Source organism: Mesorhizobium sp. C268A (genome assembly GCF_040324475.1).
GTDB lineage: Bacteria > Pseudomonadota > Alphaproteobacteria > Rhizobiales > Rhizobiaceae > Mesorhizobium.
In genome coordinates, this window is record NZ_JAMYVX010000001.1 from 4,384,722 (window position 1) to 4,408,441 (window position 23,720).

27 protein-coding genes and 1 pseudogene are annotated in these 23,720 nt (G+C 63.8%); 11 read left to right on the forward strand and 17 right to left on the reverse strand.

Going from position 1 to position 23,720, the window contains the following annotated elements:
• Positions 1 to 148: 148 nt before the first annotated feature.
• From NKL06_RS21380 to NKL06_RS21400, 5 genes are all read right to left on the reverse strand, one after another.
• Complete coding sequence (locus tag NKL06_RS21380) at positions 149 to 2,437, reverse strand: response regulator (RefSeq protein WP_023691973.1); 2,289 nt, start codon at positions 2,435 to 2,437, stop codon at positions 149 to 151.
• A 142-nt stretch (positions 2,438 to 2,579) separates the two neighbouring features.
• A complete protein-coding gene (gene acuI, locus NKL06_RS21385) occupies positions 2,580 to 3,569 on the reverse strand; it encodes an acrylyl-CoA reductase (NADPH) (RefSeq protein ID WP_023691972.1) in 990 nt (329 codons plus the stop codon).
• Positions 3,570 to 3,674: 105 nt separating this feature from the next.
• Positions 3,675 to 4,163, reverse strand: coding sequence for a signal peptidase II (gene lspA / locus NKL06_RS21390; protein ID WP_023669760.1), 489 nt, complete (start codon positions 4,161 to 4,163; stop codon positions 3,675 to 3,677).
• The gene (locus NKL06_RS21395; protein WP_023691971.1) at positions 4,160 to 5,017 is read right to left on the reverse strand and encodes a TrmH family RNA methyltransferase; all 858 of its coding nucleotides are present in this window, start codon (positions 5,015 to 5,017) and stop codon (positions 4,160 to 4,162) included. Before NKL06_RS21395 ends, lspA begins: the two co-directional genes overlap by 4 nt.
• A gap of 34 nt (positions 5,018 to 5,051) precedes the next feature.
• The gene (locus tag NKL06_RS21400; protein WP_023691970.1) at positions 5,052 to 6,134 is read right to left on the reverse strand and encodes an RsmD family RNA methyltransferase; all 1,083 of its coding nucleotides are present in this window, start codon (positions 6,132 to 6,134) and stop codon (positions 5,052 to 5,054) included.
• 127 nt (positions 6,135 to 6,261) lie between these two features.
• On the opposite strand from NKL06_RS21400, the gene NKL06_RS21405 reads away from it, so the two are divergent.
• The 4 genes from NKL06_RS21405 (at position 6,262) to NKL06_RS21420 (ending at position 8,433) form a co-directional block, all read left to right on the forward strand.
• Positions 6,262 to 6,960, forward strand: coding sequence for a helix-turn-helix transcriptional regulator (locus tag NKL06_RS21405; protein ID WP_023683063.1), 699 nt, complete (start codon positions 6,262 to 6,264; stop codon positions 6,958 to 6,960).
• Positions 6,961 to 7,051: 91 nt separating this feature from the next.
• Positions 7,052 to 7,462, forward strand: a complete 411-nt coding sequence (locus NKL06_RS21410) for a VOC family protein (protein ID WP_023691969.1) — start codon at positions 7,052 to 7,054, stop codon at positions 7,460 to 7,462.
• Positions 7,459 to 7,890 carry an EVE domain-containing protein gene (locus NKL06_RS21415; protein ID WP_023691968.1) on the forward strand — a complete coding sequence of 144 codons (432 nt, stop codon included), beginning with the start codon at positions 7,459 to 7,461 and terminating at the stop codon, positions 7,888 to 7,890. Before NKL06_RS21410 ends, NKL06_RS21415 begins: the two co-directional genes overlap by 4 nt.
• A gap of 120 nt (positions 7,891 to 8,010) precedes the next feature.
• Complete coding sequence (locus tag NKL06_RS21420; protein ID WP_023691967.1) at positions 8,011 to 8,433, forward strand: VOC family protein; 423 nt, start codon at positions 8,011 to 8,013, stop codon at positions 8,431 to 8,433.
• Here the strand turns inward: NKL06_RS21420 and lhpI are convergent.
• From lhpI to sppA, 4 genes are all read right to left on the reverse strand, one after another.
• On the reverse strand, positions 8,423 to 9,388 hold the full coding sequence (lhpI, locus tag NKL06_RS21425) for a bifunctional Delta(1)-pyrroline-2-carboxylate/Delta(1)-piperideine-2-carboxylate reductase (protein ID WP_023691966.1): 966 nt from the start codon (positions 9,386 to 9,388) through the stop codon (positions 8,423 to 8,425). The genes NKL06_RS21420 and lhpI overlap by 11 nt on opposite strands.
• Before the next feature lie 31 nt (positions 9,389 to 9,419).
• Positions 9,420 to 9,764 (reverse strand): lipopolysaccharide assembly protein LapA domain-containing protein, encoded by a 345-nt coding sequence (locus NKL06_RS21430; protein ID WP_023691965.1) that lies wholly within the window; start codon positions 9,762 to 9,764, stop codon positions 9,420 to 9,422.
• Positions 9,765 to 9,817: 53 nt separating this feature from the next.
• Positions 9,818 to 10,102, reverse strand: a complete 285-nt coding sequence (locus NKL06_RS21435; protein WP_006200394.1) for an integration host factor subunit beta — start codon at positions 10,100 to 10,102, stop codon at positions 9,818 to 9,820.
• 80 nt (positions 10,103 to 10,182) lie between these two features.
• Positions 10,183 to 11,139 carry a signal peptide peptidase SppA gene (sppA, locus tag NKL06_RS21440; protein ID WP_023691964.1) on the reverse strand — a complete coding sequence of 319 codons (957 nt, stop codon included), beginning with the start codon at positions 11,137 to 11,139 and terminating at the stop codon, positions 10,183 to 10,185.
• A 295-nt stretch (positions 11,140 to 11,434) separates the two neighbouring features.
• On the opposite strand from sppA, the gene lptC reads away from it, so the two are divergent.
• The 6 genes from lptC to ptsN all read left to right on the forward strand — a co-directional run bounded on the left by lptC (position 11,435) and on the right by ptsN (position 16,829).
• On the forward strand, positions 11,435 to 12,148 hold the full coding sequence (gene lptC / locus NKL06_RS21445) for an LPS export ABC transporter periplasmic protein LptC (RefSeq protein ID WP_023669748.1): 714 nt from the start codon (positions 11,435 to 11,437) through the stop codon (positions 12,146 to 12,148).
• The gene (locus NKL06_RS21450; protein WP_023683069.1) at positions 12,135 to 12,719 is read left to right on the forward strand and encodes an LptA/OstA family protein; all 585 of its coding nucleotides are present in this window, start codon (positions 12,135 to 12,137) and stop codon (positions 12,717 to 12,719) included. The genes lptC and NKL06_RS21450 overlap by 14 nt, the downstream gene beginning before the upstream one ends.
• Positions 12,716 to 13,534 (forward strand): LPS export ABC transporter ATP-binding protein, encoded by an 819-nt coding sequence (gene lptB / locus NKL06_RS21455; RefSeq protein ID WP_023691963.1) that lies wholly within the window; start codon positions 12,716 to 12,718, stop codon positions 13,532 to 13,534. The genes NKL06_RS21450 and lptB overlap by 4 nt, the downstream gene beginning before the upstream one ends.
• A gap of 214 nt (positions 13,535 to 13,748) precedes the next feature.
• The gene (gene rpoN, locus NKL06_RS21460) at positions 13,749 to 15,275 is read left to right on the forward strand and encodes an RNA polymerase factor sigma-54 (RefSeq protein WP_023691962.1); all 1,527 of its coding nucleotides are present in this window, start codon (positions 13,749 to 13,751) and stop codon (positions 15,273 to 15,275) included.
• A gap of 396 nt (positions 15,276 to 15,671) precedes the next feature.
• On the forward strand, positions 15,672 to 16,256 hold the full coding sequence (gene hpf / locus NKL06_RS21465) for a ribosome hibernation-promoting factor, HPF/YfiA family (RefSeq protein WP_023691961.1): 585 nt from the start codon (positions 15,672 to 15,674) through the stop codon (positions 16,254 to 16,256).
• A 108-nt stretch (positions 16,257 to 16,364) separates the two neighbouring features.
• Positions 16,365 to 16,829 (forward strand): PTS IIA-like nitrogen regulatory protein PtsN, encoded by a 465-nt coding sequence (gene ptsN, locus NKL06_RS21470; protein WP_023669743.1) that lies wholly within the window; start codon positions 16,365 to 16,367, stop codon positions 16,827 to 16,829.
• A gap of 71 nt (positions 16,830 to 16,900) precedes the next feature.
• On the opposite strand, the gene NKL06_RS21475 is transcribed toward ptsN, so the two are convergent.
• Both NKL06_RS21475 and NKL06_RS21480 read right to left on the reverse strand, forming a co-directional pair.
• On the reverse strand, positions 16,901 to 17,158 hold the full coding sequence (locus tag NKL06_RS21475) for a BQ00720 family protein (RefSeq protein WP_023683072.1): 258 nt from the start codon (positions 17,156 to 17,158) through the stop codon (positions 16,901 to 16,903).
• 64 nt (positions 17,159 to 17,222) lie between these two features.
• Positions 17,223 to 17,648, reverse strand: coding sequence for an Hsp20 family protein (locus NKL06_RS21480; protein ID WP_023669741.1), 426 nt, complete (start codon positions 17,646 to 17,648; stop codon positions 17,223 to 17,225).
• A gap of 144 nt (positions 17,649 to 17,792) precedes the next feature.
• Between NKL06_RS21480 and NKL06_RS21485 the strand changes: the two genes are divergently transcribed.
• Positions 17,793 to 18,734: a nucleoside hydrolase gene (locus NKL06_RS21485; protein ID WP_023691960.1), complete on the forward strand. Its 942-nt coding sequence runs from the start codon at positions 17,793 to 17,795 to the stop codon at positions 18,732 to 18,734.
• A gap of 59 nt (positions 18,735 to 18,793) precedes the next feature.
• On the opposite strand, the gene NKL06_RS21490 is transcribed toward NKL06_RS21485, so the two are convergent.
• From NKL06_RS21490 to NKL06_RS21515, 6 genes and pseudogenes are all read right to left on the reverse strand, one after another.
• A complete protein-coding gene (locus NKL06_RS21490; RefSeq protein WP_023691959.1) occupies positions 18,794 to 19,171 on the reverse strand; it encodes a hypothetical protein in 378 nt (125 codons plus the stop codon).
• Positions 19,168 to 19,320 (reverse strand): hypothetical protein, encoded by a 153-nt coding sequence (locus tag NKL06_RS21495; RefSeq protein ID WP_023691958.1) that lies wholly within the window; start codon positions 19,318 to 19,320, stop codon positions 19,168 to 19,170. Before NKL06_RS21495 ends, NKL06_RS21490 begins: the two co-directional genes overlap by 4 nt.
• 257 nt (positions 19,321 to 19,577) lie before the next feature.
• Positions 19,578 to 20,192: a LysE family translocator gene (locus NKL06_RS21500; protein ID WP_023683073.1), complete on the reverse strand. Its 615-nt coding sequence runs from the start codon at positions 20,190 to 20,192 to the stop codon at positions 19,578 to 19,580.
• 96 nt (positions 20,193 to 20,288) lie between these two features.
• Positions 20,289 to 21,748 (reverse strand): annotated as a pseudogene (locus NKL06_RS21505) (amidase).
• The gene (locus NKL06_RS21510) at positions 21,745 to 22,653 is read right to left on the reverse strand and encodes a ribokinase (RefSeq protein ID WP_023691956.1); all 909 of its coding nucleotides are present in this window, start codon (positions 22,651 to 22,653) and stop codon (positions 21,745 to 21,747) included. The pseudogene NKL06_RS21505 and the gene NKL06_RS21510 overlap by 4 nt, the downstream one beginning before the upstream one ends.
• A gap of 141 nt (positions 22,654 to 22,794) precedes the next feature.
• Positions 22,795 to 23,700, reverse strand: coding sequence for a methylated-DNA--[protein]-cysteine S-methyltransferase (locus NKL06_RS21515; protein ID WP_031207814.1), 906 nt, complete (start codon positions 23,698 to 23,700; stop codon positions 22,795 to 22,797).
• Positions 23,701 to 23,720 lie beyond the last annotated feature (20 nt).

Genomic DNA, 23,720 nt, shown 5'->3' on the forward strand with positions numbered 1-23,720 from the left:
CTCATTCGGCTACCTACGTGACGCGAGGATTGCGCCAGCGTCGCCTTGAAGCGCGTCGCGCTGGGGACGATTCACGCGACGCGCTTCAAGTCTTTGTTTTGTGCATGTCGTCTTCTCAAAACCGGGGCCACTTTTGAGCGACATGAATTCAGGCGGCCACCTGGCCCTCGACGGCATGGACCAGCGCGTCGGGATCGAGCGGCTTGGTGACAAAGCCGCTGGCGCCATGGGCGAGCACGGTGTGGCGGGTCTTTTCCTGGCTGTCGGCCGAAAGCACCATGATCGGAACCGGCGGCACAGCCATTTCCTCCTCGTGGCGGCGGATGGCGGCGATCGCGTCCAGCCCGTCCATGACCGGCATGTGCAAATCCATCAGCACCACATCGAAGCGATTTTTCAGCCCGGCTTCGGTCACCGCCTCGACCGCGGCCTTGCCATTGCCGACCACTTTCACGCGATGTCCCGCCTTCAAAAGCGTGGCGCGGGCAAGCATGGCGTTGATGTCGTTGTCTTCGGCGATCAGCACCGACAAACCTTGCTGGCGCCCGCCATGGGCACGAAGCGAGGACGCGCCGGTCTTTTCCGGCTTGGGCGGCGGCAAGGCAGGGGCATGACTGGTCAGCAGCACGCGCAGCAGGGTTTCGCCGCGCACCGGCCTCGCCAGGAAGGTGGCGTAGCCGCTGGTGCGGAATTCGCCAAGCATGCCGCGGTCGGTCGGCGCGATCAGCGTGATCGCCTCGCAATCGGCAAAGCCACTCTGGCGCAGGCGCTTGAGCAGTCTGCCGTCGCCGTCCTCCAGGGCCGCGTCGATCAACAGCACATCGCAATGTTCGGCGAAGGGCGTCGCCTGGGAAGCGGTTGCGGCGACGTCGACGGCGCCGCCATGGGCGCGGATGGTGCGGGCGATGGCGTCCGCCTCGACGGCGTTCTTCGACACGATCACGGCGCGCCGGCCGGCCAGGATGTTCTGCCGGTTCTGCGGTGCTTCGGTTGCTCCTGCGGCCGGGATCTCGAAGACGAATTCCGATCCCTCGCCAAGCCGGCTCGACACCGAAATGGCACCGCCCATGGCGGTCACCAGCCGCCTTGAGATAGCAAGACCGAGGCCGGCGCCGCCATGGGTGCGGGTCGAGGTGCCGTCGGACTGTTCGAATTCCTCGAAGATGCGCTCCATGTCGTCTTCGCGCAGGCCAGGGCCGGTGTCGGCGACGGTGAAGCAGATGCGGTCGCTGGTCTCGGTGCGGGCCCGTGCAACCGAAACCAGCACGCCGCCGGTGTCGGTGAACTTGATCGCATTGCCGATCAGGTTGAGCAGCACCTGCCTGACTCTTCCCGGATCGGCCATGATCATCTGTGGCACGTCGGGCTCGACATGACAGCCGAGGCCGATGTTCTTGGCGAAGGCTTTGGCCGCCATCAGTTCGATGATGTTGTCGGCGATTTCGCGCAGCGATGTCGGCTGCGGCTCCGGGTCGAAACGGCCGGCCTCTATCTTGGAATAGTCGAGCAAATCCTCGATGAGCGCCAAAAGGGCGCTGGCCGAGGTCGAGACAGCGCCGACATAGGTGCGCTGCTCGGGCGACAGATTGGTGTCAGCCAGAAGCTTGGCCATGCCCATGATGCCGTTCATCGGCGTGCGGATCTCATGGCTGACGGTGGCGAGGAAGCGCGACTTGGCCTGGCTGGCATATTCGGCGCGCTCGCGCGCGGTGATCAGCGAGGATTCGGCGCGTTTGCGCGCGGTGATGTCGCGGGCAATCGCCCGGTGCGAGACGGCGCCGCTATCCTTGTCGCGTACCGACAGTTCGATCCACGAGAACCAGCGCGGACCGTTCGGGGTGCGTATGGAGACGTCGGTGGAACTCAGGCATTCATGATCGGAAAAGGCGGCGTCGGGGACGATGCCGACATCGATGCCGTGTTCGGCGAGGGTCCTGCCGGCAAGGTCGCGTTGGTCGGTTCCGACGAGGCTGGCGAAAACCTTGTTGGCGTAGACGATGTGGCCGTCGCGGTCGCGGTGGACGACGAGATCGCCGAGCGCATCAATCAGCCCGCGAAAACGCTCCTCGCTCTCCTGCATCTCCCACATGCGGTCGGCCAGCGTCTCGATTTCGGCGCGGCTACGGGCCGCGGTTTCGTCGAGCAAGGCCGCCGCGCGGCGGACGGTGCGCCGGCTGCGCAGGTGCATGGCGACGCCGGCAAGGCCTGTTGCCAGCAGGCCGAGGGTGATGAAGATCGGCGCACCGGTGAGGTGGGAGAGGCCCGCCAGCACGACACTGGCGACCACCGTCAGGAACGGCAGGCCCTCGGACGTGGCGCGCGGCAAATCCGGCGCCAGAGGCGGCGGCGCAACACGCTGCCGCTTCGCCGTCGCCGGACTCGGCCCGTCGACGCTTTCGGCACGGCTCTTCTCTTTCCTGGCGGACTCCGCGATCATGCGGAACTCCTTGCCAGATAGAGATTATGGAAAAGCGCGGCGGATCGTTCGAATTTTAGCGGTCATGCATTTTTGGCGGTTTTCCGCATCGCCTGATCTTTTCCGAAACCTGATTCCCTTTCGGGATCATGCTTCGGGAGCCTCACATATCGACAACCACGCGGCCCCTGATCTTGCCCTCGACGATGTCATGGGCGGCGGTGATGATGCCGTCGAAGCCGATGGTCGTGGACAGGCCGACGAGCTTCTTGAGGTCGAGATCGGCGCCGATGCGGCGCCAGGCCTCCAGGCGTACCGCCTTTGGGGCCATCACCGAATCGATGCCGAGCAGCGAGACGCCGCGCAGGATGAACGGGGCAACGCTCGAAGGCAGGTCCATGCCGCCAGCCAGGCCGCAGGCGGCGACCGCGCCGCCATAGGCGGTCATCGACAGCACATTGGCCAGCGTGTGGCTGCCGACGGCGTCGATGCCGCCAGCCCAGCGTTCCTTGGCCAATGGTTTTGCCGGTTGGGAGAGCTCGTCGCGCGAAATCACTTCGGCGGCGCCGAGGTCGATCAGATAGGGACTCTCGGCGCTGCGGCCGGTCGAGGCAATGGCGTGGTAGCCGAGGCTGGACAGGAGCGAGACCGCGACCGAACCGACGCCGCCGGCGGCACCCGTCACCACCACCGGGCCGCGATCGGGCAGGATGCCGTGCCGCTCCAGCGCCATGACGCACAGCATCGCCGTATAGCCGGCGGTGCCGACCGCCATCGCATCGTGGGCGCTGATGCCGTCGGGCAACGGCACCAGCCAGTCGCCGTTGACGCGGGCGCGCCCGGCATAGGCGCCGAAATGCGTTTCGCCGACACCCCAGCCGTTGAGGATCACCTGATCACCCTTGCGCCAGTCGGCATGCGAGGAAGAAATCACCGTGCCGGCGAAATCGATGCCCGGCACCAGCGGCCAGCGGCGGATCACCGGCGCCTTGCCTGTGATGGCCAGCCCGTCCTTGTAGTTGACGGTCGTCGCCTTGACCGCGACGGTGACATCACCTTCCATCAAATCGGCTTCGCTGAAATCGACGATCTCAACCGACTGCTTCTTTTCGGCGTCGCGCGAAACGAGGATGGCTTTGAAGGTTTCAGGCATCTCTTCTCCTCGGCTTCGCAAAGGCTGGCGGTCGGCATTGGCTGGCTCTGGCCGAACTGTGCGGCGACCGCCCGGCGAGGTCAATTGGTCAAAAGAGTCGGGCCGTCAGGCTTCTGGGCCTTGCGGCTTGGCCTCGCGCCGCCAGCCGATGAACTCGTCGAAGACGACCAGCGCCGCGCCGACCGAAATGAAGGCATCGGCAAGGTTGAAGACGGCGAAGGACCATACCGGCGTGTGGAACAATATATAGTCGATGACGTGGCCGTAGACGGCGCGGTCGATCAGATTGCCGATCGCGCCGCCGATGATCAGGGCAAAGCCGATGCGGGCCAGCACATGGCCGGAGGGCGTGCGCGTCGCCAGATAAAGCACGAAGGCAACGACCACGACCGCGATGACGACCAGGCCGGTGTCGCCGAAGGACGAGAACATCGAGAAGGCGATGCCGGTATTGTAGGTGCGAAACAGCGCCAGGAATGGCACCAGGTCGAGCTTTTCCTGGAAGACGAGGCCGGTCTCGATCAGATGCTTTATCCACTGGTCGAGCGCGATTGCCACCACCACCAGCAGCGCATAGGGAGACCATGATTTCACGATGTGGCGTCCTCGGGGGCAAGTTTCAGCGCGCCGCGCCGGATCTCGAACAGCATGATTCCGGTGGCGACCGCCAAATTGAGTGAATCGGCGCGGCCGGCCTGCGGAATCCGCAGCAGCCGGTCGCAGCTTTCCGCCAGATTGTCGAGCAGGCCCTGCTGCTCATTGCCCATCATCAAGAGCACCGGTCCTCGGGAGAAATCGACCGAGCGGTAGTCGACCGCACCCTTCAGATGGGTGCCGACCACCAGGCCCGAGAAGCTGTTTCGCCAAGCCAGAAATGCTTCCGGCGTCGCCTTGGTCACCGGCACGGCGAAGATCGAGCCCATGGTGGCGCGCACGGTCTCGACAGAAAAAGGATCGGTAGTCTCGCCGACCAGGATGACGCCCTTGGCGCCGACGGCATCGACGGTGCGGATGACGGTGCCGAGATTGCCGGGATCGCGCACCCGGTCGAGCGCCACCCAGACGTCGCCGTCGTGAGCGCGGATGTCTCTTAGCGGCAGCAGTTTTTGCCGGAAGACGCCGACCACCATTTGCGGATTGTCACGGCGGGTGATGGCGACCAGCACTTTTTCGGACACTTCGAGCACGGTGCCGCCGGCGGCAACCGTGCGCGCCGCCACCTTTTCGACCGCCGCATTGCCGCGTCCGGCCTTGGCGAAGACCAGCGTCCTGATCGACCAGCCGAGGTCGAGGGCGTCGATGACCAGCTTCAGCCCTTCGGCCATGAAGGCGTTCTGCTGGTCGCGGAATTTCTTCTGGGCGAGCGCCTTGATGTCCTTGATCAGCGGATTGGCAAGGCTGGTGACTTCCTTGACCTGCCCGGGCGCACCTGCGTGCCGCTCATTCATTCGGGACTCCCGGGCATTCAGGTCTCCCGGGCATTCAGGCCACCCAGCGCGAAAACAGCGATGTCGACAGCGCCCGGCCGGCGGATTGCTCGCGGATGATCAGTTCGCCTGATTCAACGGTGCCGCCCATGCCGGCAAAAGTGTCGCGCATCAAGGCATGGATGGCGAAGAAGGAGGCGCGGATGGAATAGGCGGTCAGCACCACGGCGAGCGGTTTCGGCGTCAGAATCGCGCGGCAAAGATCGGTCAGGCCGGGCAGGTCCTCGAACAACTGCCAGACCTCGCCCTTGGGGCCGCGGCCATAGGCGGGCGGGTCGAACAGGATGATGTCGTAGCGGCTGCCGCGGCGCTCTTCGCGCTCGGCGAATTTCACTGCATCGTCGACGATCCAGCGGATCGGCTTGCTGCCGAGACCGGCCATTTCCTGGTTTTCGCGCGCCCAGCCGACCGCCCTCTTGGAGGCATCGACATGGGTGACCGCGGCACCGGCGCGGGCGGCTACGAGAGACGCGAGCCCGGTATAGCCGAACAGGTTCAGCACCTTGACCGGGCGGTTGGCCGCCGCGATCAGGCTGGCCATATGGTCCCAGTGCGAAGCCTGCTCGGGGAAGACGCCGACATGGCGAAACGAGGTGAAGCGGCCGAGATAGTCGATGCCGTCATGCTTCATCGGCCAGGTCTCGCCCAGCGGTACCTTCGGGAACCGCCAGCGGCCGATGCCTTCTTCGTCGGTATCGCCGGTGAAGATGGCGTCGGCGCGGTCCCAGTCCCTGGCCGGCAAAGCCTTTTCCCAGATCGCCTGTCCCTCGGGCCGCACGATGCGGTAGGGGCCGTATTGTTCGAGCTTTTCGCCGGCGCCGCTGTCGAGCAGTGCATAATCCTGATTGGGCGCCACTTCGAGGATCACCGGCAGGCGCTCAGTGGGCAGGACGCCTTCGCGACGCGCCAGGATACGGGGGGCGAGCTTCGGATCAGACCGGTCGTCCGGTTTTGTTTCGTGGCGTTGCTGTCTGGCTTCGGGTCGGACTGGTACGGTGCCCGGCTGCGGCCGCGCCTGTTCGGTCCTGCCCTTTGCGGGCGGACGGTTGTCGCGGCGTTTGTCGCGAAAAGACTTCAAGCAGGAGCGTCTCCGGAGGCGGCAGGCCGCTTTTGGCATAGGGTCACCGGCTGCGCAAACAAAATGGTCCAGCGTGCGAATGTCTGAGGTGGTGGACCTCGCTGAGGAAACAGGCAAATCTCGAATCATGTCCCGTTCCGAACGCCTGCTCGACCTGATCCAGATCCTGCGCCGGCATCGCCGGCCGGTGAGCGGTCGCACGCTTGCCGGCGAGATGGACGTTTCGATCCGAACGCTCTACCGCGACATTGCCACGCTGCAGGGGCAAGGCGCGCCGATCGAGGGCGAGGCTGGGCTGGGCTATGTGCTGAAACCCGGCTTCATGCTGCCGCCACTGATGTTCACCGACGAGGAGATCGAGGCCATCGTTCTGGGATCGCGTTGGGTTGCCAGACAACCGGACAAGCGGCTGTCGGCCGCCGCCACCGACGCGCTGGCCAAGATCGCCGCTGTGCTGCCGGATGATCTGCGCGAGGACCTCGATGCGACCGCGCTTTTGGTCGGCCCGCACGGCGATGCTGTCGAAAGCATCGACCTTGGCCTGGTGCGCCAGGCGATCCGCAACGAGAGAAAACTCGGCTTTCTTTACCGCGACGCCGGCGGCGCCGCCTCCGAGCGCTTGATCTGGCCATTCGCGCTCGGCTTTTTCGACAAGGTGCGGGTGGTGGTGGCCTGGTGCGAGACGCGGCAGGATTTCAGACATTTTCGCGCCGACCGGATGTCGGGGCTCAACACCACGTATATCCGCTATCCGCGTCGTCGGCAGGCTCTTCTGAAGGAATGGCGCGCGACGCTGGACGCACCAAAGCGCCAGCCTGGCGCTTAATGCTCCTTTCCACGCCCTCGCAAGCCGCTGCTGCCAGAATCTGACAGTGGGGTCACCTATGCTCCTCCAATCGAAACCTTGGAGAGCAGACATGAACACCCCCAATTTCGTCATCCTTTATGTCGACAGCCCGGAGCGGAGCGGCGCCTTCTACGGTGCGCTGCTGGGACGCCAGCCGGTGGAGACGTCGCCGACCTTCGTGCTGTTCGTGCTCGACAATGGCTTCAAGCTCGGCCTGTGGTCGCGCCACACGGTGGAGCCGTCGGCCGCGGCCGCCGGCGGCGGTGCGGAGCTCGTCTTCGCGTTGGACCGGCCTGATGCGGTGGACGCCGCCTACACGGACTGGGCAGGACGCGGCTTGACCATTCTGCAGACGCCGACCGACATGGACTTCGGCCGCACCTTCGTTGCGCTCGATCCCGACAAGCACCGGCTGCGCGTCTACTGGCTGGACGACGGAGAACAGGCCAATGGGGAACAGGCCAATGGAGAACAGAAATGAGTGCGCACTGGATCGCGGTCGCTTCCGCCGAACATGTCCGGCGCGGCCGCGAGGCCGGCTTCATGCAGGTCAACCACGGCAAGGCGGCACCTTTGCGCCGCATCAAGCCCGGCGACGGCATCATCTACTACTCGCCGACCACAATTCTGCGCGAGAAGGACGGCCTGCAGGCCTTCACGGCAATCGGCACCGTGCGAGAAGGCGAGCCCTATCAGGGCCACATGGGCGGTGGCTTCACGCCGTTCCGCAGGGATGTCGAATGGGCCAAGGCCGAGGAAGCGCCGATCAAGCCGCTGCTCGAGCAGCTCGACTTCACCGCGGGCAAATCGAACTGGGGTTACCAGCTGCGCTTTGGCCTGTTCGAAATTACCGCGCATGATTTCGCGCTGATCGCCGAGGCGATGGGCGCGGCCATGAAGGCAGGCTGAAGCATCCAGCCGCCGGATCGGCAAGGCACCGTGACAAGGCTGCTGACACCAAGTTGTCAGCAGCCTTGTGCGACAAGCGATTGTCTTCAGATAGCGTCGCGCTTGCCCCAGGAGAATAAGATGGACTTCGTCTTGATCCGCATCATTACCGACCAGATCAAGCCCTTGGTGGCATTCTACGAGACGATCACCGGGCTTACCGCAACCTGGTTCACAGACGATTTCGCCGAACTGGCAACGCCGTCCTGCACACTGGCGATCGGCAGCACCCGCACGCTGGCCCTGTTCGGAACTGATGTGGCGCAGCCGGCCGCCAATCGCTCAGCGATCATCGAGTTTCGCGTCGCCGATGTTGATGCTGAGTACAGCAGGCTGGCGAAAATTATCGGCGATTTCGTACAGACGCCGACGACGATGCCATGGGGTAACCGGTCGCTGCTGCTGCGCGATCCCGATGGCAATCTGGTGAACTTCTTCACCCCGGTCAGCGCGGAAGCGATCAGGAAGTTCGATCGCAGAACCGGCGCAGACGCTACTGCTTGAGCGCGTTGTAGACGGCAATGCCGGCGGCAAGGTCCTCAAGCGCGGCGCCGACCGACTTGAACAGCGTGACCTCAGTGGGGCTCTGCCGGCCCTGTTTTTCCCCGCGCGCCAGCTCATGCAGATCGGCGACGATGGCTTCCGGCTTCAGCACGCCGGAGGCGAGCGGCTGGACGATGTCGCCGGCTTCCTTGGTGGCGCCGGCGCGGGTGTCGACATAGACGCGGGCGCGCGCGATCGCGTCGTCGTCGCTCTCGCGCATGGTCGGCGTGAAGCCGCCGACCAGATCGACATGCGCGCCCGGCTTGAGCAGCGCACCCTTGACCAGCGGCGTCGTCGTGATCGTCGCCGATGAGACGATGTCGGCCTCGGCGAGTTCGGCGTCGAGATCGCTTGCGGCCTCGGCGTTGAAACCGTCCGCGCGCAAATCAGCCGCGACCTTTTCGGCATTGGCGGGCGTGCGGTTCCAAATGCGGATGGTCTTGATCGGCCGCACCGCGGAGTGCGCCTTGGCGAGGAACGGCGACAGCGCGCCGGCGCCGACCACCAGAAGCTGCGATGCGTCCTCGCGGGCGAGATAGGAGACGGCCAGCGCCGAGGCGCAAGCGGTGCGCCACTGTGTCAGCCGTTGGCCGTCGATCAGCGCTTCGGGCTCGCCGGTGGTGCCGTTGAGCAGGAGGTAGAGCCCCATCACCGCCGGTTTGCCGATGGCGTTGTTGTCGGGCGATACGGTGACGATCTTGACGCCGATATGACCCCCGACCGATGTGCCGGCCGCATGGAAGTCGGTCCACGCCGGCATCAAAAGCAGCGTGGATGTGGCACCGTCGGGCCGCTCGACCCCGTGATGATGGCGGACGGGTTGCACAGCACCCTCGCGGAAGGCCGCGCGCAATGTCTCGACCAGCCCGGGAAAGGTCAGCGCCTGGTCGACAGCGTCGGCCGAAATGGTCAGCATGCAAAACTCCGCGAAGATAAAAGCGCCGGCTTCAGGCCGTTGGCTTCGGCAGCGCCGGCCCGGTGGCCGCGCCCTGCTGCACGGCGGGTATACGGCTGACCGCCTGGCGCAAATTCTCGGCCTCGACCCCGCGCTGGCGCGCCAGCTTGCGGTAGCGGCCCTGCTTGACCCAGGTCGCCAGGCTGCCGACGACCATGCCGATGGCGAGCGCCACGAACAGGAAGATGAACAGCGGCAAGGTCAGCGTCAGTTTCGGATTGCCGGGGTTGAACGGGTCGAGCGTGAAGGCGACCAGCTCGCGGTTGGCGACGGCCAGCGCAATCAGGATGACGGCGAGCGGCACGAAGACCACGATAAGTATGAAGCGGTTCAACATAGAAATTCCCTGGAGAAGGCAGGCCTTGATAACGCCGGCGCGTTGGTCCGCGCCTACTTGCCGCCATTCAGCCTTTCACGCAATTCCTTGCCGGTCTTGAAGAACGGCACCCACTTCTCCTCGACCTCGACGGATTCGCCGGTGCGCGGGTTGCGGCCGGTGCGGGCAGGGCGATTTTTCACCGAAAAAGCGCCGAAGCCACGCAACTCGACCCGATTGCCTTCCGCCAGGGCATCGGTGATCTCGTCGAAGATCGCTCCCACGATGTTTTCGACGTCGCGCAGGAAAAGATGCGGGTTGCGCGTGGCAATGATCTGCACAAGCTCGGATTTGATCATCAGAAAGGTCCCCGTGAAAGCGCTGCGGTCAAATTATCAGGATGATTTTATTTGCTTTTTTACTCGCCCCAACCGGCAGATCAAGGGTGCCAGACGGAAACGAGACCGTCAAGAAACAAGCGATCCGCGCCAATTTCGTGAAGCACGTCGCTGCCGGCCTCCGACAGGCCGAGCGCGCTGCCGACGCTGCGCACTATTGCTTTCGAGAACAGGAAGCCGCCACGCCGCTCGGTGTCCTTCCATTCCACCACCTTGAGCTTGGCGTCGACACCCTTGGTCGCCAGCCAGTCGATCGCCACGCTCTCGCCGCCGACAGCGTCGATCAGACCGTTGGCAAGGCCCTGGCGGCCGGTGAAGATCGAGCCGTCGGCAAGGGCCAGTGCCTGATCGCGGGTCATTTTGCGGCGCTCGGCGACGATGCCGACGAACCAGTCATAGCTGTCGAGGATGAGCTTGCGGACCATGGCTCGCTCGTCTTCATTGGTCGGCTTGAAGGGCGAGGGCGATGCCTTCAGCGGCGAGGATTTCACTTCCTCGAGCTTGATGCCGACCTTGTCCATCAGACCGCTGACATCGGGATACTGGATGAGCACACCGATCGAGCCGACGATCGACGTCTTGCGGGCAACAATATGGTCGCTGGCGCTGGCGATCATGTAGCCGGCCGATGCGGCCAGCGTGCCGACCTCGGCCACCACCGGCTTGTCGGCGGCAAGCTTGCGCACCTCCTCGTAGATCGATTCGCCGCCGACCGTTGTGCCTCCGGGCGAATCGATCGCCAGGATGACGCCCTTGACCTGCGGGGATGTGCGGATGGTTTCCAGCCGCTTGATCAGTTCCTCGTCCTCGGTGATGGTGCCTTCGATCCTGACCTTGGCGATGTGGTCGACGGAAGAACCGCCGAGGTCGCCCCCATAGAACCAGCTTGCAAGCGCAATCACCCCAAGGGCCACGATGGCAATGGCGGCGCCGCGCCAGAAGGTCAGCTTGCGCCGCAAGCGGCGGCGGTCGATCAGGTCGTCGGCTCTCAGTGCCATGGTCTGCCTCACAGTCGGTGGGAAGCGATGCTTTTAAAGCAAGCGTCCGCGCCCGGCTACCTCTTCCTCAAGAGCCTGCGACGAAGCGACCTTCACGACGGAGGCATTTCAGGAAAAAATGACGCGGCGCGTTCGTTTCTGCTATGAAGTGACGAAATTGTGTCGCCTGAGTTCCGTCTGTAAAACAGCGGCCGTCACATTTTTGCGGTTTTCCTCCGCTTGTGCTTGCTTGCGGGGGCCGGCAACCCACCTATAGCAGGTGTTTTGGCGGACAAGGGTTTATTAGAAGTCAGTCATGCTTGCGCGATCGAACGAACCGACCAATGCCGATGCGGCCTTGGCGCCCACGGCGCCAGCGGGCACGCGCGGCGACGCCTTCGACCGCGCCCAGCGCCACTCGCGCCGCGTGCGCGTGCTTAAGTTTGCCGTGCCGGTGCTTGCCGCCGGGATCGCGGTTGCGTTTCCGGTCTATTCCTATCTGGCGGCGCCGATCAACATTTCGATACAGGCAGACGGCACCGCTTTCGCGGATGGCAAGCTGGTGATGGCCAATCCGAAGCTCAACGGCTTCACCAAGGACAAGCTGCCCTATTCGCTGACGGCCTTGCGCGCCATCCAGGATGTCGGCAAGCAGGACATCATCGAACTCGAAGGCATCCATGCCAAATTGCCGCTGACGGCCGACAATGTGGCGACCGTCGACGCCAAGCGCGGGATCTACAACAGAAACGCCAACACGATGGACATGACCAGCGACGTTACCGTCACCACCACCGACGGCGTCGCTGCCATCTTCAAATCGGTCTTCCTCGATATGGGCAAAGGCTCTATGAAGACAGGTGATGCGGTCGATGTCAGCCGTAACGGCTCGCGGATCACCGCGGGTTCAATGTCGGTCGAAGACAATGGCAAGGTCATCGTTTTCGAGAACAAGGTAAGCGTTCACATCGATCCGGCCACTATGAAGGCGGCAGAGGCAAAGAGCGGAGAAACGAATGCGTCCCAGTAATTCGGCACGGCTAGTCGCCGCAGCTTCGGCCTTGCTGTTGCTGGGTATGGCGCCGTCCTGGGCTCAGTCCAGCGCCAGCAGCCAGTCCGGGCTCAAACTGTCGGGCGACCAGCCGATCCAGATCGAGAGCGACAAACTTGAGGTCCGCCAGGCCGACAGCATGGCGCTGTTCAGCGGCAACGTCACCGTCACGCAAGGGCCAACGCTGCTCAAGGCCGGCAGCATGGAGGTCTACTACGTCAAGGACCCCAACGCCGCCAAAGGTGCTGCCGCCGGCGCTTCGGCGATGACCGGTTCGGCCAATATCGACCATCTGGTGGTCAAGAACAAAGTCTACATCAAGTCGAATGACCAGATCGCCACCGGCGACAACGCCACGTTCGACATGAAGACGCAGGTGCTAGTTCTGTCGGGCAAGGAGGTCGTCTTGTCCCAAGGACCCAACGTCCTCAAGGGCTGCAAGCTCACCGTGCAGATGAAAAGCGGCCTTGCTCAGGTCGATGGCTGCGGCGGGCGCGTCATCATGTCGATGACGCCGCCACCGAAATCCGAGGCCCCGAAGCCCGAATGACTGGCGTATCTTCGCTGCTGACCCGCCTTCCGGGACGGGCGGCCAGTAAACTTGCAGCACCGGCCACAGTCATCGTTGATTCCTCGAAGTTCAAGGGCACCCTGATCGCCAAGGGTCTGACCAAGAGCTACAAGGGCCGCAAGGTGGTCAGCGGTGTCACCATCGGCGTGCGCGCCGGCGAGGCTGTCGGGCTGCTCGGGCCGAACGGCGCCGGCAAGACCACCTGTTTCTACATGGTCACCGGCTTGGTGCCGGTCGATGAGGGCACGATCGAGATCGACGGTTTCGACGTCACCTCGATGCCGATGTACCGCCGCGCCCGCCTCGGCATCGGCTATTTGCCGCAGGAAGCCTCGATCTTCCGCGGCCTGAATGTCGAGCAGAACATCCGCGCCGTGCTCGAAGTGGTTGAGAAGGACCGCAAGGTGCGCGAGCGCAATCTCGACGAACTGCTCGAGGAATTTCACATCAGCCATCTGCGGAAGTCGCCGTCCATGTCGCTGTCGGGTGGCGAGCGGCGGCGTCTTGAGATCGCCCGAGCTTTGGCGACGCGCCCGGCCTACATGCTGCTCGACGAGCCGTTCGCCGGCATCGACCCGATTGCCGTCGCCGACATCCAGCAGCTGGTTCGTCATCTAACGGCGCGCGGCATCGGCGTGCTGATTACCGACCACAATGTGCGCGAAACGCTCGGCCTCATCGACCGCGCCTACATCATCCATGCCGGCCAGGTGCTGACTCATGGCCGTGCCGACGAGGTGGTGGCGAACCCCGATGTGCGCCGGCTCTACCTCGGCGAAGGTTTCACGCTCTGAGCGTGAAATTTGTTTCCTGACGTGATTTTTGCCGCCCCGCCGGGCTTTTTTCTCCGATTTTGCGTGAGATAATGCTTCGGTAGGGGCCTTTTGCCATCGTTCGCCTTGACAAGCAAAAGCCGGGCCAGTTTCTATGGAAGGTCGGAAAAATTCATTTTCCGGCAGCTTCTGATGTGTAGGCTTCCGGGTGCAGAAGGGCGTTTGAAACCGAACCATGGCGTTGGCGGCGAAACTACAGCTACGACAATCCCAGTCGCTGGTGATGACGCCGCAGCTGATGCAGTCGATCAGGCTGTTGCAGCTCACCCATGTCGAGCTCGACCACTTCATCGACGACGAGATCGAGCGCAATCCGCTGCTGGAGCGCGCCGAGCCCCAGGATGACGCCGCAAGCGACCAGGTGCAGAAGGGCGATGCCGCTCCTGAGCCTGCCGCCGATGGCGACTGGTTCGAAAACGAGACGGCGTGGAGCGCCGAAGCGATCTCCGACAAGCTCGACAGCTCGCTGGAAAATCTGTTCCCCGACGATCCCGGCACCAGCGAGCGGCTCGGTCCGGACCTGACGGCGCAGTGGAAGTCGGCCACCGGCAATAGTTCGTCCGGTTCTTCCGAAGGCTTCGACGTCGGCGACATGGCCGCCGCGGCGATCACGCTGCGCCAGCACGTCGGCGAGCAGATCGCGCTTGCCTTTGCCGATCCGGCCGCAAGGCTGATCGCAGCCGAACTGGCCGACGGCCTGGACGAGGCCGGCTATCTGCGCGCCGATCCCGCCGAGATCGCCAAACGGCTCGGCGCCGATCAGGCGATGGTAGCCAATGTGCTGGCAGCCTGCCACACATTCGAGCCGGTCGGCCTGTTTGCGCGCGACCTTGCCGAATGCCTGTCGCTGCAGCTTGCCATGCGTGATCGTCTCGATCCGGCGATGAAGATGCTGGTCGGCAACCTCGAACTGTTGGCGCGGCGCGATTTCCAGACGCTGAAGCGGCTTTGCGGGGTCGACGAGGAGGATCTCCTCGACATGTTGGCCGAAATCCGCGCGCTCGATCCGCGTCCGGGCACGGCATTTTCAGGAGGCGCCAGCGACGCCATCGTCGCCGATGTCGAAGTCCGCGCCGCCAATGACGGTAGCTGGACGGTCGAGCTCAATGCCGAGACGCTGCCGCGCGTGCTTGTCGATCACATCTATTTCGCCCAGGTCTCGCCGCATGCGAAGAATCAGGCGGAGAAGGATTTCCTGGCCGAATGCCTGCAGAATGCCAACTGGCTGACGCGCAGTCTCGACCAGCGGGCAAAGACGATCCTGAAAGTGGCGTCGGAAATCGTGCGCCAGCAGGACGCTTTTCTCGTCCATGGCGTGCGCCAGCTCAGGCCGCTCAACCTGCGCACGGTGGCCGATGCCATCGGCATGCATGAATCGACCGTCAGCCGGGTGACGGCCAACAAATACATGCTGACGCCGCGTGGCGTGTTCGAGCTGCGTTATTTCTTCACGGCTTCGATCGCGGCGTCGGGCGGCGGTGATGCGCATTCCTCGGAAGCGGTGCGCGACCGCATCAAGCAGCTGATCGACGAGGAAAAGCCCGCCGATGTGCTGTCCGATGACGCAATCGTCGATATGTTGAAGGAAAGCGGCGTCGATATTGCCCGGCGCACGGTGGCCAAGTACCGGGAGGGTATGAATATTCCCTCCTCGGTGCAGCGGCGGCGTGAAAAGCGCGCTCTGGCAAGCGCGGGGCGCTAGCTCTGCTTGCCCGGCAAGGCTTTTGCTATGGTTGGATTTCCACAACTTTCGACCTTAAAGCGCGTCGCGCTGAAACGGATTCATGCGACGCGCTTTAAGTCTTGTTTTGATGCATGTCGTTGTCCCAGAACCGCAGCGCACTTCTGGGCGACATGCATTAATTGACAAGCTGCAATGAAGTGTCTAGAAGCCCGCCCGCATGAGACGGGCTCGCGGCCCGCATGCGGATGGTCCGTCACGATGAAGGCCACGGGACGGCCAAGAAGGCGGATTGTGATCAACCGGAAAGTTCGGATCTAAAATCGGCGCGAGTTGACGCCGCAAAGCTTGTGCGCACGGATCACGAGTATAAACTCTGGCCAGTTTGAAGCCTGAGCAAGGAAGGTCAGTTTTCAGATGAAATTGCGGATATCGGGTAAACACATGGATATCGGCGATGCGTTGCGTTCGCGCATTACCGATCGCGTCGGCGAGGCGATTGGAAAATATTTCGATCGCGGTTTTTCAGGGCACGTCACGGTCATCAAATCGGGGTCGCGTTACTCGGCCGATTGCATGATCAGGCTGGATTCCGGCGCTTCGCTGCAGGCAACCGGCGATTCCCAGGATCCGACACTTGCCTTCGAGGCGGCCGCGGACCGCCTCGAAACCAGGCTGCGGCGCTACAAACGCCGTCTGAAATCGCACAATTCAGGCACTGGAAATGGTGAAATCACCGACATCGCCTATACGGTGATGGCGCCGCTGACCGATGACGATGAGGACATTCCGGAGGACTACGCCCCGGCCATCGTCGCCGAATCAACCATGACGCTGCAGACCATGTCGGTGGCGTCGGCGGTTATCGAACTCGACACCAAGGACAGCCCGGTTTTCGTCTTCCGCAACGCCGGAAACGACCACCTCAACATCGTCTATCGGCGGCCGGACGGAAATATCGGCTGGATCGACCCGTCGACGACCAAAGTCGCACAGGCGTGACGACAACGACAATGGTCGCACAGGTGACGACAATGGTCGCACAGGGATAATAGCCAGCCGCGCGAGGGGCGAGGACTGGCGACGGCAGGCGAATAAGGGATTTCAAATATGGATCTGAGCGATCTTCTCAACGTTCCGGCGATCTTGCCGGCGTTGAAGGCGAACTCCAAAAAGCAGCTTCTGCAGTTGCTGTCCGAGAGAGCGGCGGCGATTTCCGGCATTCCGGAGCGCGAAGTGTTCGACACCATCCTGCAGCGCGAACGGCTGGGCTCCACCGGCGTCGGCAACGGCATCGCCATTCCGCACGGCAAGCTCGCCGGGGTGAAGCGCATCGCCGGCGTCTTTGCCCGTCTGGAGACGCCGGTCGATTTCGAGGCCTTGGATGACCAGCCGGTCGATCTGGTGTTTTTGCTGCTGGCCCCGGAAGGCGCCGGCGCCGATCACCTCAAGGCACTGTCGCGCATCGCCAGGGTTTTGCGCGACGCCGACACGGTGGCCAAGATCAGAGGCACGCGCGACGCGGTCGCCATCCACGCACTGCTTTCGGACACGCAGGCCTCGCACGCCGCCTGAAGTTCTTCGGATTTAAGTCTTCCAGGGGCCGCCGAAGGCGGCCCTCTCCATTTCAACCGCCAGCAGTCGCCTTAGTGAATGGCGACAGTGGTCAGGTCGTTTTCCATGGCGCCGGCCAAAGCCCGGTCTTTCGCATCCGAAAGCAGGATCGGCTGGCCGTTGGCGGCAAACAGGGCCCACAGGACCATACCAGGCGCTATTTCGCCGAGGTTGGGGAAGCGCCCGAGCAGCTCGTCGCTCGAGACCTTGCGGAGATAAGCGACCGAGCCTTCGCCGAGATGGGCGAATTCGCCGCTGGTCATGGTGATGGTTTCGTCAGTTCTGGTCATTTCAAGCCTCCTTGGCGCGAGGACGCCGCTCAAGGCCATCCCGCATGAGAGCCATCGGTAAAGATCAGTCTTTCACCGATATATTTATTTTCCGTACCAGCCGTTCGGTATCCGGCCGATCGAGATCGATCGACAAAAGGCCGTTCTTCAGTTCCGCTGCGATCACCCGCATGCCGTCGGCCAGCACGAAACAGCGCTGGAACTGGCGCGCGGCGATGCCGCGGTGGAGGAATTCGCGCTCGGTGTCGTCGGTTTGACGGCCGCGCACGACCAGCTGGTTTTCCTCCGTGGTGACATCGAGATCGCTTTCGGCGAAACCCGCGACAGCCAGCGTAATGCGCAGCCTTTCGGCCTTGCCGTCGGCACCGCTGAGGCGCTCGATGTTGTAGGGAGGATAACTGTCACCGGATTTCGCCAGTCGTTCCAGGGTCTTTTCCATGGCATCGAAACCAAGGAGAAGCGGGCTGGAGAAGGGCGTCATTCGGCTCATGTTACACTGTCCTCTTTGGAGCGACATAAACTGGAAAAACCCGGATGGCATTTTTCCCGATGGTCTTGATATGGTCCGCGCCGCGGCCAAGTTCAAGCCGCCGAACACCCCCGCCAAAAAGACTCCCCCGCATAAGGAAATGAAATGCCCCAGACCCGCAAGATCATCATCGACACGGATCCCGGCCAGGACGATGCCGTCGCCATATTGCTGGCGCTCGGCAGCGCCGAGCTGGAGATCGTCGGCATCTCTGCTGTTGCCGGCAACGTGCCGCTGAAATTGACCGAAAAGAACGCCAGGAAAATCTGCGAACTGGCCGGCCGGCCCGACATCAAGGTCTATGCAGGCGCCATCCGCCCGTTGGCGCGCGAGCTGGTCACCGCCGAGGAAGTGCATGGCAAGACCGGCCTCAACGGCCCGCAACTGCCCGATCCGAAGATGAAGCTGCAGGGCCAGTATGCGGTCGACTTCATCGTCGAGACGCTGATGAAGGAAGAGGCCGGCACGATCACGCTGTGCGCGCTCGGCCCGCTCACCAATGTCGCGCTGGCGCTGATCCGTGAGCCGAAGATCGCGCCGCGCATCAAGGAAATCGTACTGATGGGCGGCGGTTTCTTCGAAGGCGGCAATGTCACGCCGACCGCAGAATTCAACATCTATGTCGATCCGCAAGCCGCCGACCTGGTGTTCAAATCCGGCATTCCGATCGTCATGATGCCGCTCGACGTCACCCACAAGGCGCTGACCACGGCCAAGCGCACGCAGGCCATCCGCCAGCTCGGCACCCGGGTCGGCACCGCGACGGCCGAGATGCTGGAGTTCTTCGAGCGCTTCGACGAGGAGAAATACGGCACCGATGGCGGCCCGCTGCACGACCCGTGCGTCATCGCCTATCTGTTGAAGCCGGAGCTGTTCAAGGGCCGCAACTGCAACGTCACCGTGGAAACCACCTCCGAGCTCACCATGGGCATGACCGTCATCGACTGGTGGGGCGTGACCAAGCGGCCGAAGAACGCCATGGTGATGCGCGACATCGACCATGACGCCTTTTTTGCGCTGCTGGTGGAGAGGCTGGGGCGGCTTTAAGCCTGCCTTGACGCAGATCGTTCGCCCAGGGCCTAGCGCCTCTGGGCGATATCGGCTGCTTACTCGTCGAGCAGCCGATAGGTTTCGCTGCCATCCTGCCTATGCTGTTGCTCGACCGGAACTTGCGAACCCATGGCTCGTGGTGTTTCCGCATGGCCGTATACGAAAATCAGGTCGTTTTCGCTGAGACGGATACCATACAGGTAACGAAACCCACCGTTGATCCAGCCCTTTGGGTTCGGCGAGGCATCGAGAACACTGACAACCGTGCCTGTCGCCCGTCCCAGGCTGATGATCGGGCTGCTGTGTCCGGCGGCAGGCCTCATGATTGCAAAAATGCACGCGCCAAGCAGCACGGCAGCAAAAGCGATGCCCCAGACGTTTTCTCGCAGAATTGGCAAGGCGAGAGCCAAGCGTGCTTGTGCAAGGCGGGTCATTCTGGAAACCGGTAGAAGACGAAGCCATTATCACGCGTGACGCGCTCCAACTTTGCCGGCGCACCGATCAGATGCGGACGATCGTCATCGACAAGAATGGACGAACCGGTTTCGAGAGCAACCAGATAAAGGGTGCGGTCGTGGTCCAATGGGCGCTTTTGACTGTTGCGTTGGCTCGACTGACCGGATAGCGCTCGCATCATTCGTCCATTTGTAGAGAGCCGAAGGAACCATCACCGCGAACAGGGCGGCGGTCAGAATCACGCCGGGCGCGTTCCTTTTTATGCCAGCGTAAGTCCATGACATCGACGTGAATCCCCTAACGCGGATTCATGTGGTGGCGCGAAAGCTGACTTTCAATCAGGCTTCACGTACCGGCTCCGTTGGGAACGACCGTTGGCGGTCGTCACTTCGCCTTGGAAAACGCCAGCCACAGGCCGCCGCCGACCAGAAAGCTGCCGCTGATCCTGGACATCAGCTTGATGCGGCTGGCCGAGAGCAGGCGTCCGGCGCGGCTGGCGGCGAGCGCATAGGTGGAATCCGAGACGGCGGCAAAGATCATCGCGGTGAGGCCCATGACGACGATCTGTAGCGTGTAATTGCCCTGCGGGGCGATAAATTGCGGGAAGAAGGCGCCGAAGAACACCAGGGTCTTGGGGTTGCTGAGCGCCACCAGCAGACCCTGCAGGAAGAAGCCGCCACGCGGCTTTCTCGCCGTGCCGTCGCCGTTCAGCGTGCCCTTGGCGCGGAACATCTGCACGCCCATCCAGATCAGATAGGCGGCGCCGATCAGACGCACCCATTCGAACCAGTGGCCCATGCCCGCGATCAGCGTGTTGAGGCCGATGCCGACGATGGCGATCATGATGGCAAGCCCGGCCTGCGTGCCGGCGACATTGGCAAGCCCGGCGCGGTAGCCATGGCGGATGCTGTTGGCGATGATCAGCGTCACAGTCGGACCGGGCACCAGGATGATGACGATGCAGGCAAGGACATAGGCGGCGTAGAGTTCCAGCGACATGGGGATTTCCTCGAGGATGCGCTTAGGCGGCTGGCTGCAATCAATGCATGGCGGCGGGGCTGGTGCAAGCCGGTCGCAGACCGGCCGCCCCTCGCGTCAGGACGCCCCAGCCTGCCAAGGCAAGGTCGCCTCATAGGCCGCTCCGGCCCTGAGCACGGCGAGGTCGCCGCGCGGCCGGCCGATCAGCTGCATGCCCAAGGGCGGCCTTTGTCGTCGAAGCCGACGGGCACGTTGAGCGCCGGACAGCCGCCGAGCGTGGCGAAGGCCGAAACCTGCATCCAGCGATGGTAGCTGTCCATCGTCCGTCCGGCGACCTCACTTGGCCAATGCGTGCCGACTTCGAAAGGAAAGACCTGCGCCGTCGGCAGCGCGATGAGATCGAAGTGCTCGAACAGCGACAGCAGCGTCCGGTGCCAGGAGGTGCGGATGACCGAGGCCGCGCGGATCTGCGGCGCCGTCAGCCGCATGGCGTTCTCCACCTCCCAGACGGCTTCCGGCTTCAGCAGGGCGCGCTTGTGCGGGTCGTCATAATGGACTTTCAGCGCCGAGCCGCTGCTCGCCTGCCGCAGCGTCACGAAGGCTTGCCACAGTGCCTCGAAATCGAAATCCGGCAGCAAGGGCTCGGTCAGGAAGGATGCCTCCGCGAAGCGGCCGAGTGCGGCCTCGCACAGATCGAGGATGCCAGGCTCTACCGGCAGGTGACCGCCGAGATCACCGAGCCAGCCGACGCGGCCGCCGCTTGCCGGCGTTGCCAGCCCTTCGAGGAATGAACCAGGCTTTTCCCAGGACAAGGGCGCATGCGGATGGTAGCCCGCCTGCACGTCGAGCAGCAGCGCCATGTCGCTGATGCTGCGGCCCATCGGCCCGTCTATGCCCATCTGAGCATGAAAGACTTCCAGGTCCGGCCCTCCGGGGACAAGGCCCTGCGACGGGCGGAAGCCATAGACATTGTTCCACGCCGCCGGATTGCGCAGCGAGCCGCCGAAATCGCTGCCGTCGGCGACCGGAACCATGTCGAGTGCAAGGGCGACCGCAGCGCCGCCGCTCGACCCGCCTGCGGTGAGCGCCGGATCGAAGGCGTTCAGCGTCGGGCCGAACACGTTGTTGTAGGTGTTGGATCCCAGCCCGAATTCGGGAACATTGGTCTTGCCGATGATGATGGCGCCGGCCTTGCGGATGCGCTCGACGAAGAAATCATCCTCCTGCGGCACGAAATCGGCGAAGATCGGCGAGCCGAAACTGGTCCTCAAGCCGCTCGTCATGGCGAGGTCTTTTATCGCCATCGGCAGGCCGAACAGCGAGCCGGCCGGCCCGCCTTGCGCTAGATGCGCGTCCGCCGCGTCGGCCTCGCGCAGGATGTCGGAGCGCTCGCGCAACGAGACGATGGCGTTGACCAGCGGGTTTACCGCGTCGATGCGGTCGAGGAATGCGGCGACCAACTCGCGCACGGACAGGCGGCGCAGCCGGATCGCCTCGGCCAGGTCGACAGCGGACATCTGGCAGATGTCGCCGGCGGGGGGCACGGCGTGCTTCGTTGCGGGGCGCAGGGCTGTCATCCGGCGTTGTTGCGCAGGGCGGTGTCGACATCCGCCGCCAGCGGGATGGCCGGCTGGGCGCCGGGCTTCAGGCAGGCGAGCGAGCCGGCGGCTGCGGCGCGGGTGAGAGCCTGCTCCAGCGGCAGGTTGGACGCCAGCCCGGCGGCGAGATAACCGCAAAAAGTATCGCCGGCCCCGACGGTGTCGACCGGCGTGATCTTCAGCGCCGGCACGGTCAGGAAATCCTCCGGGGTCGCCGCCAGCACGCCGTCGCCGCCGAGCGTGACGACGATGGTGTGGCCGGTCTTGCCGGCGAAGTCACGCATGCGTGCCGGGCGGTCGCGGCCTTTCAGCGACAGCGCCTCGCCGTAAAGGTCGAATTCGGTTTCGTTGGCGACGGCGTAGTCGGCCTTGCCGAGCAACGCTGCCGCCTCGCTACGGAACGGCGCGGTGTTGAGCACGGTGACGGCGCCGGCGGCGCGTGCGGCGTCAAGCGCTGCATCGACGGTCTGCAGCGGGATCTCGTGCTGCAGCAGGACGACGTCGCCCTTCGCAAGGAAAGCCTTGGCGAGATCGCCGGGCAGCACCGAATCATTGGCGCCCGGCACCACGGCAATGACATTCTCGCCATCGGCGCCGACGAGGATCAGCGCCGTGCCGGTGGAGGCGAAGCTCTGGCCGACGCCGGAGAGATCGACCTTGCCGGCCACGAGCAAAGCCAGGGCTTCGGTTGCGAAATTGTCCTTGCCGACGGCGCCGACCATGCGCACCTTGGCGCCGGCGCGCGCCGCAGCCAGCGCCTGGTTGGCGCCCTTGCCGCCGGGCGCGGTGGTGAAGCCGGAGCCGCGGACCGTCTCGCCCGGCGAAGGCAGGCGGTCGACATTGGCGATAAGGTCGAGGTTGATCGAGCCGACAACGATGATCAAGAAAGCCTCCTGCGGAATGCGCGGGAAGCTAACCTGTAAGCCGGCGGCTTGCCAGAGCGTGCGGATGTTTTGCGCCGGGAGCTCGCAAAAAGAAAAACACCGGCGAAGGGATTTCGCCGGTGTTGTTTGATGCGGGCAGCTTCAGGACGCGGTCTGGCCCGCTTCCCAACCGAGGATGGCGCGTTTGCGGGTCAGGCCCCAGTGGTAGCCGGTGAGTGCGCCGGACTTGCCCAGCGCCCGATGGCAAGGGACGACGAAGGACAATGGGTTGGCACCGACCGCCGCCCCCACCGCCCGGCTGGCGTTTGGCGCGCCGATCCTGGAGGCGATCGAGGAATAAGTGCAGGCCTTGCCCATCGGGATCCTGAGCAGCGCGCCCCAGACGCGCAGCTGGAAGTCGGAGCCGATCATCACCACGCGCAGCGGCTGGTCGGCGCGCCACAATGTCGGATCGAAGATGCGCGCCGCATAGGGCTGGGTGGCGCTCATGTCCTCGACATAGGTGGCGTTCGGCCAGCGGCCCGACATGTCGGCGAAAGCCGCCCGCTCGCCGCCCGGATCGTTGAAGGCGAGCCCCGCAAGGCCACGGTCGGTGACCATGATCAGGGCGATGCCGAAGGGCGAGATGTGGTAGCCGTAGCGGATGGTCAGGCCAGCGCCGCGCGTCTTGTAGTCGCCCGGCGACATCGCCTCATGGGTGACGAACAAATCGTGCAGCCGGCCGGGGCCGGACATGCCGAGTTCGAACGATGTTTCGAGGAGCGGCATGCCGGAATCGAGCAGTTTGCGGGCATGGTCGAGGGTGACCGCCTGCAGGAAGGCTTTTGGCGACAGGCCGGCCCAGCGGGTGAACAGTTTTTGCAGGCCCGTGGGTGTCTCGCCGACATCGGCTGCCAGGGCTTCCAGCGAGGGCTGGTCGCGATAGTCGAGGCTGATCTTCTCGATGGCGCGGCGCACGACCTCGTAGTCGCTGCCCTCGGGGGTGATGTCGTGCTGCAGGATCGCTGTCGGTTTCATCTGCGTATTCATGGTCATCTGGGCGTTCATGGCAATATCTCCTTGACCGC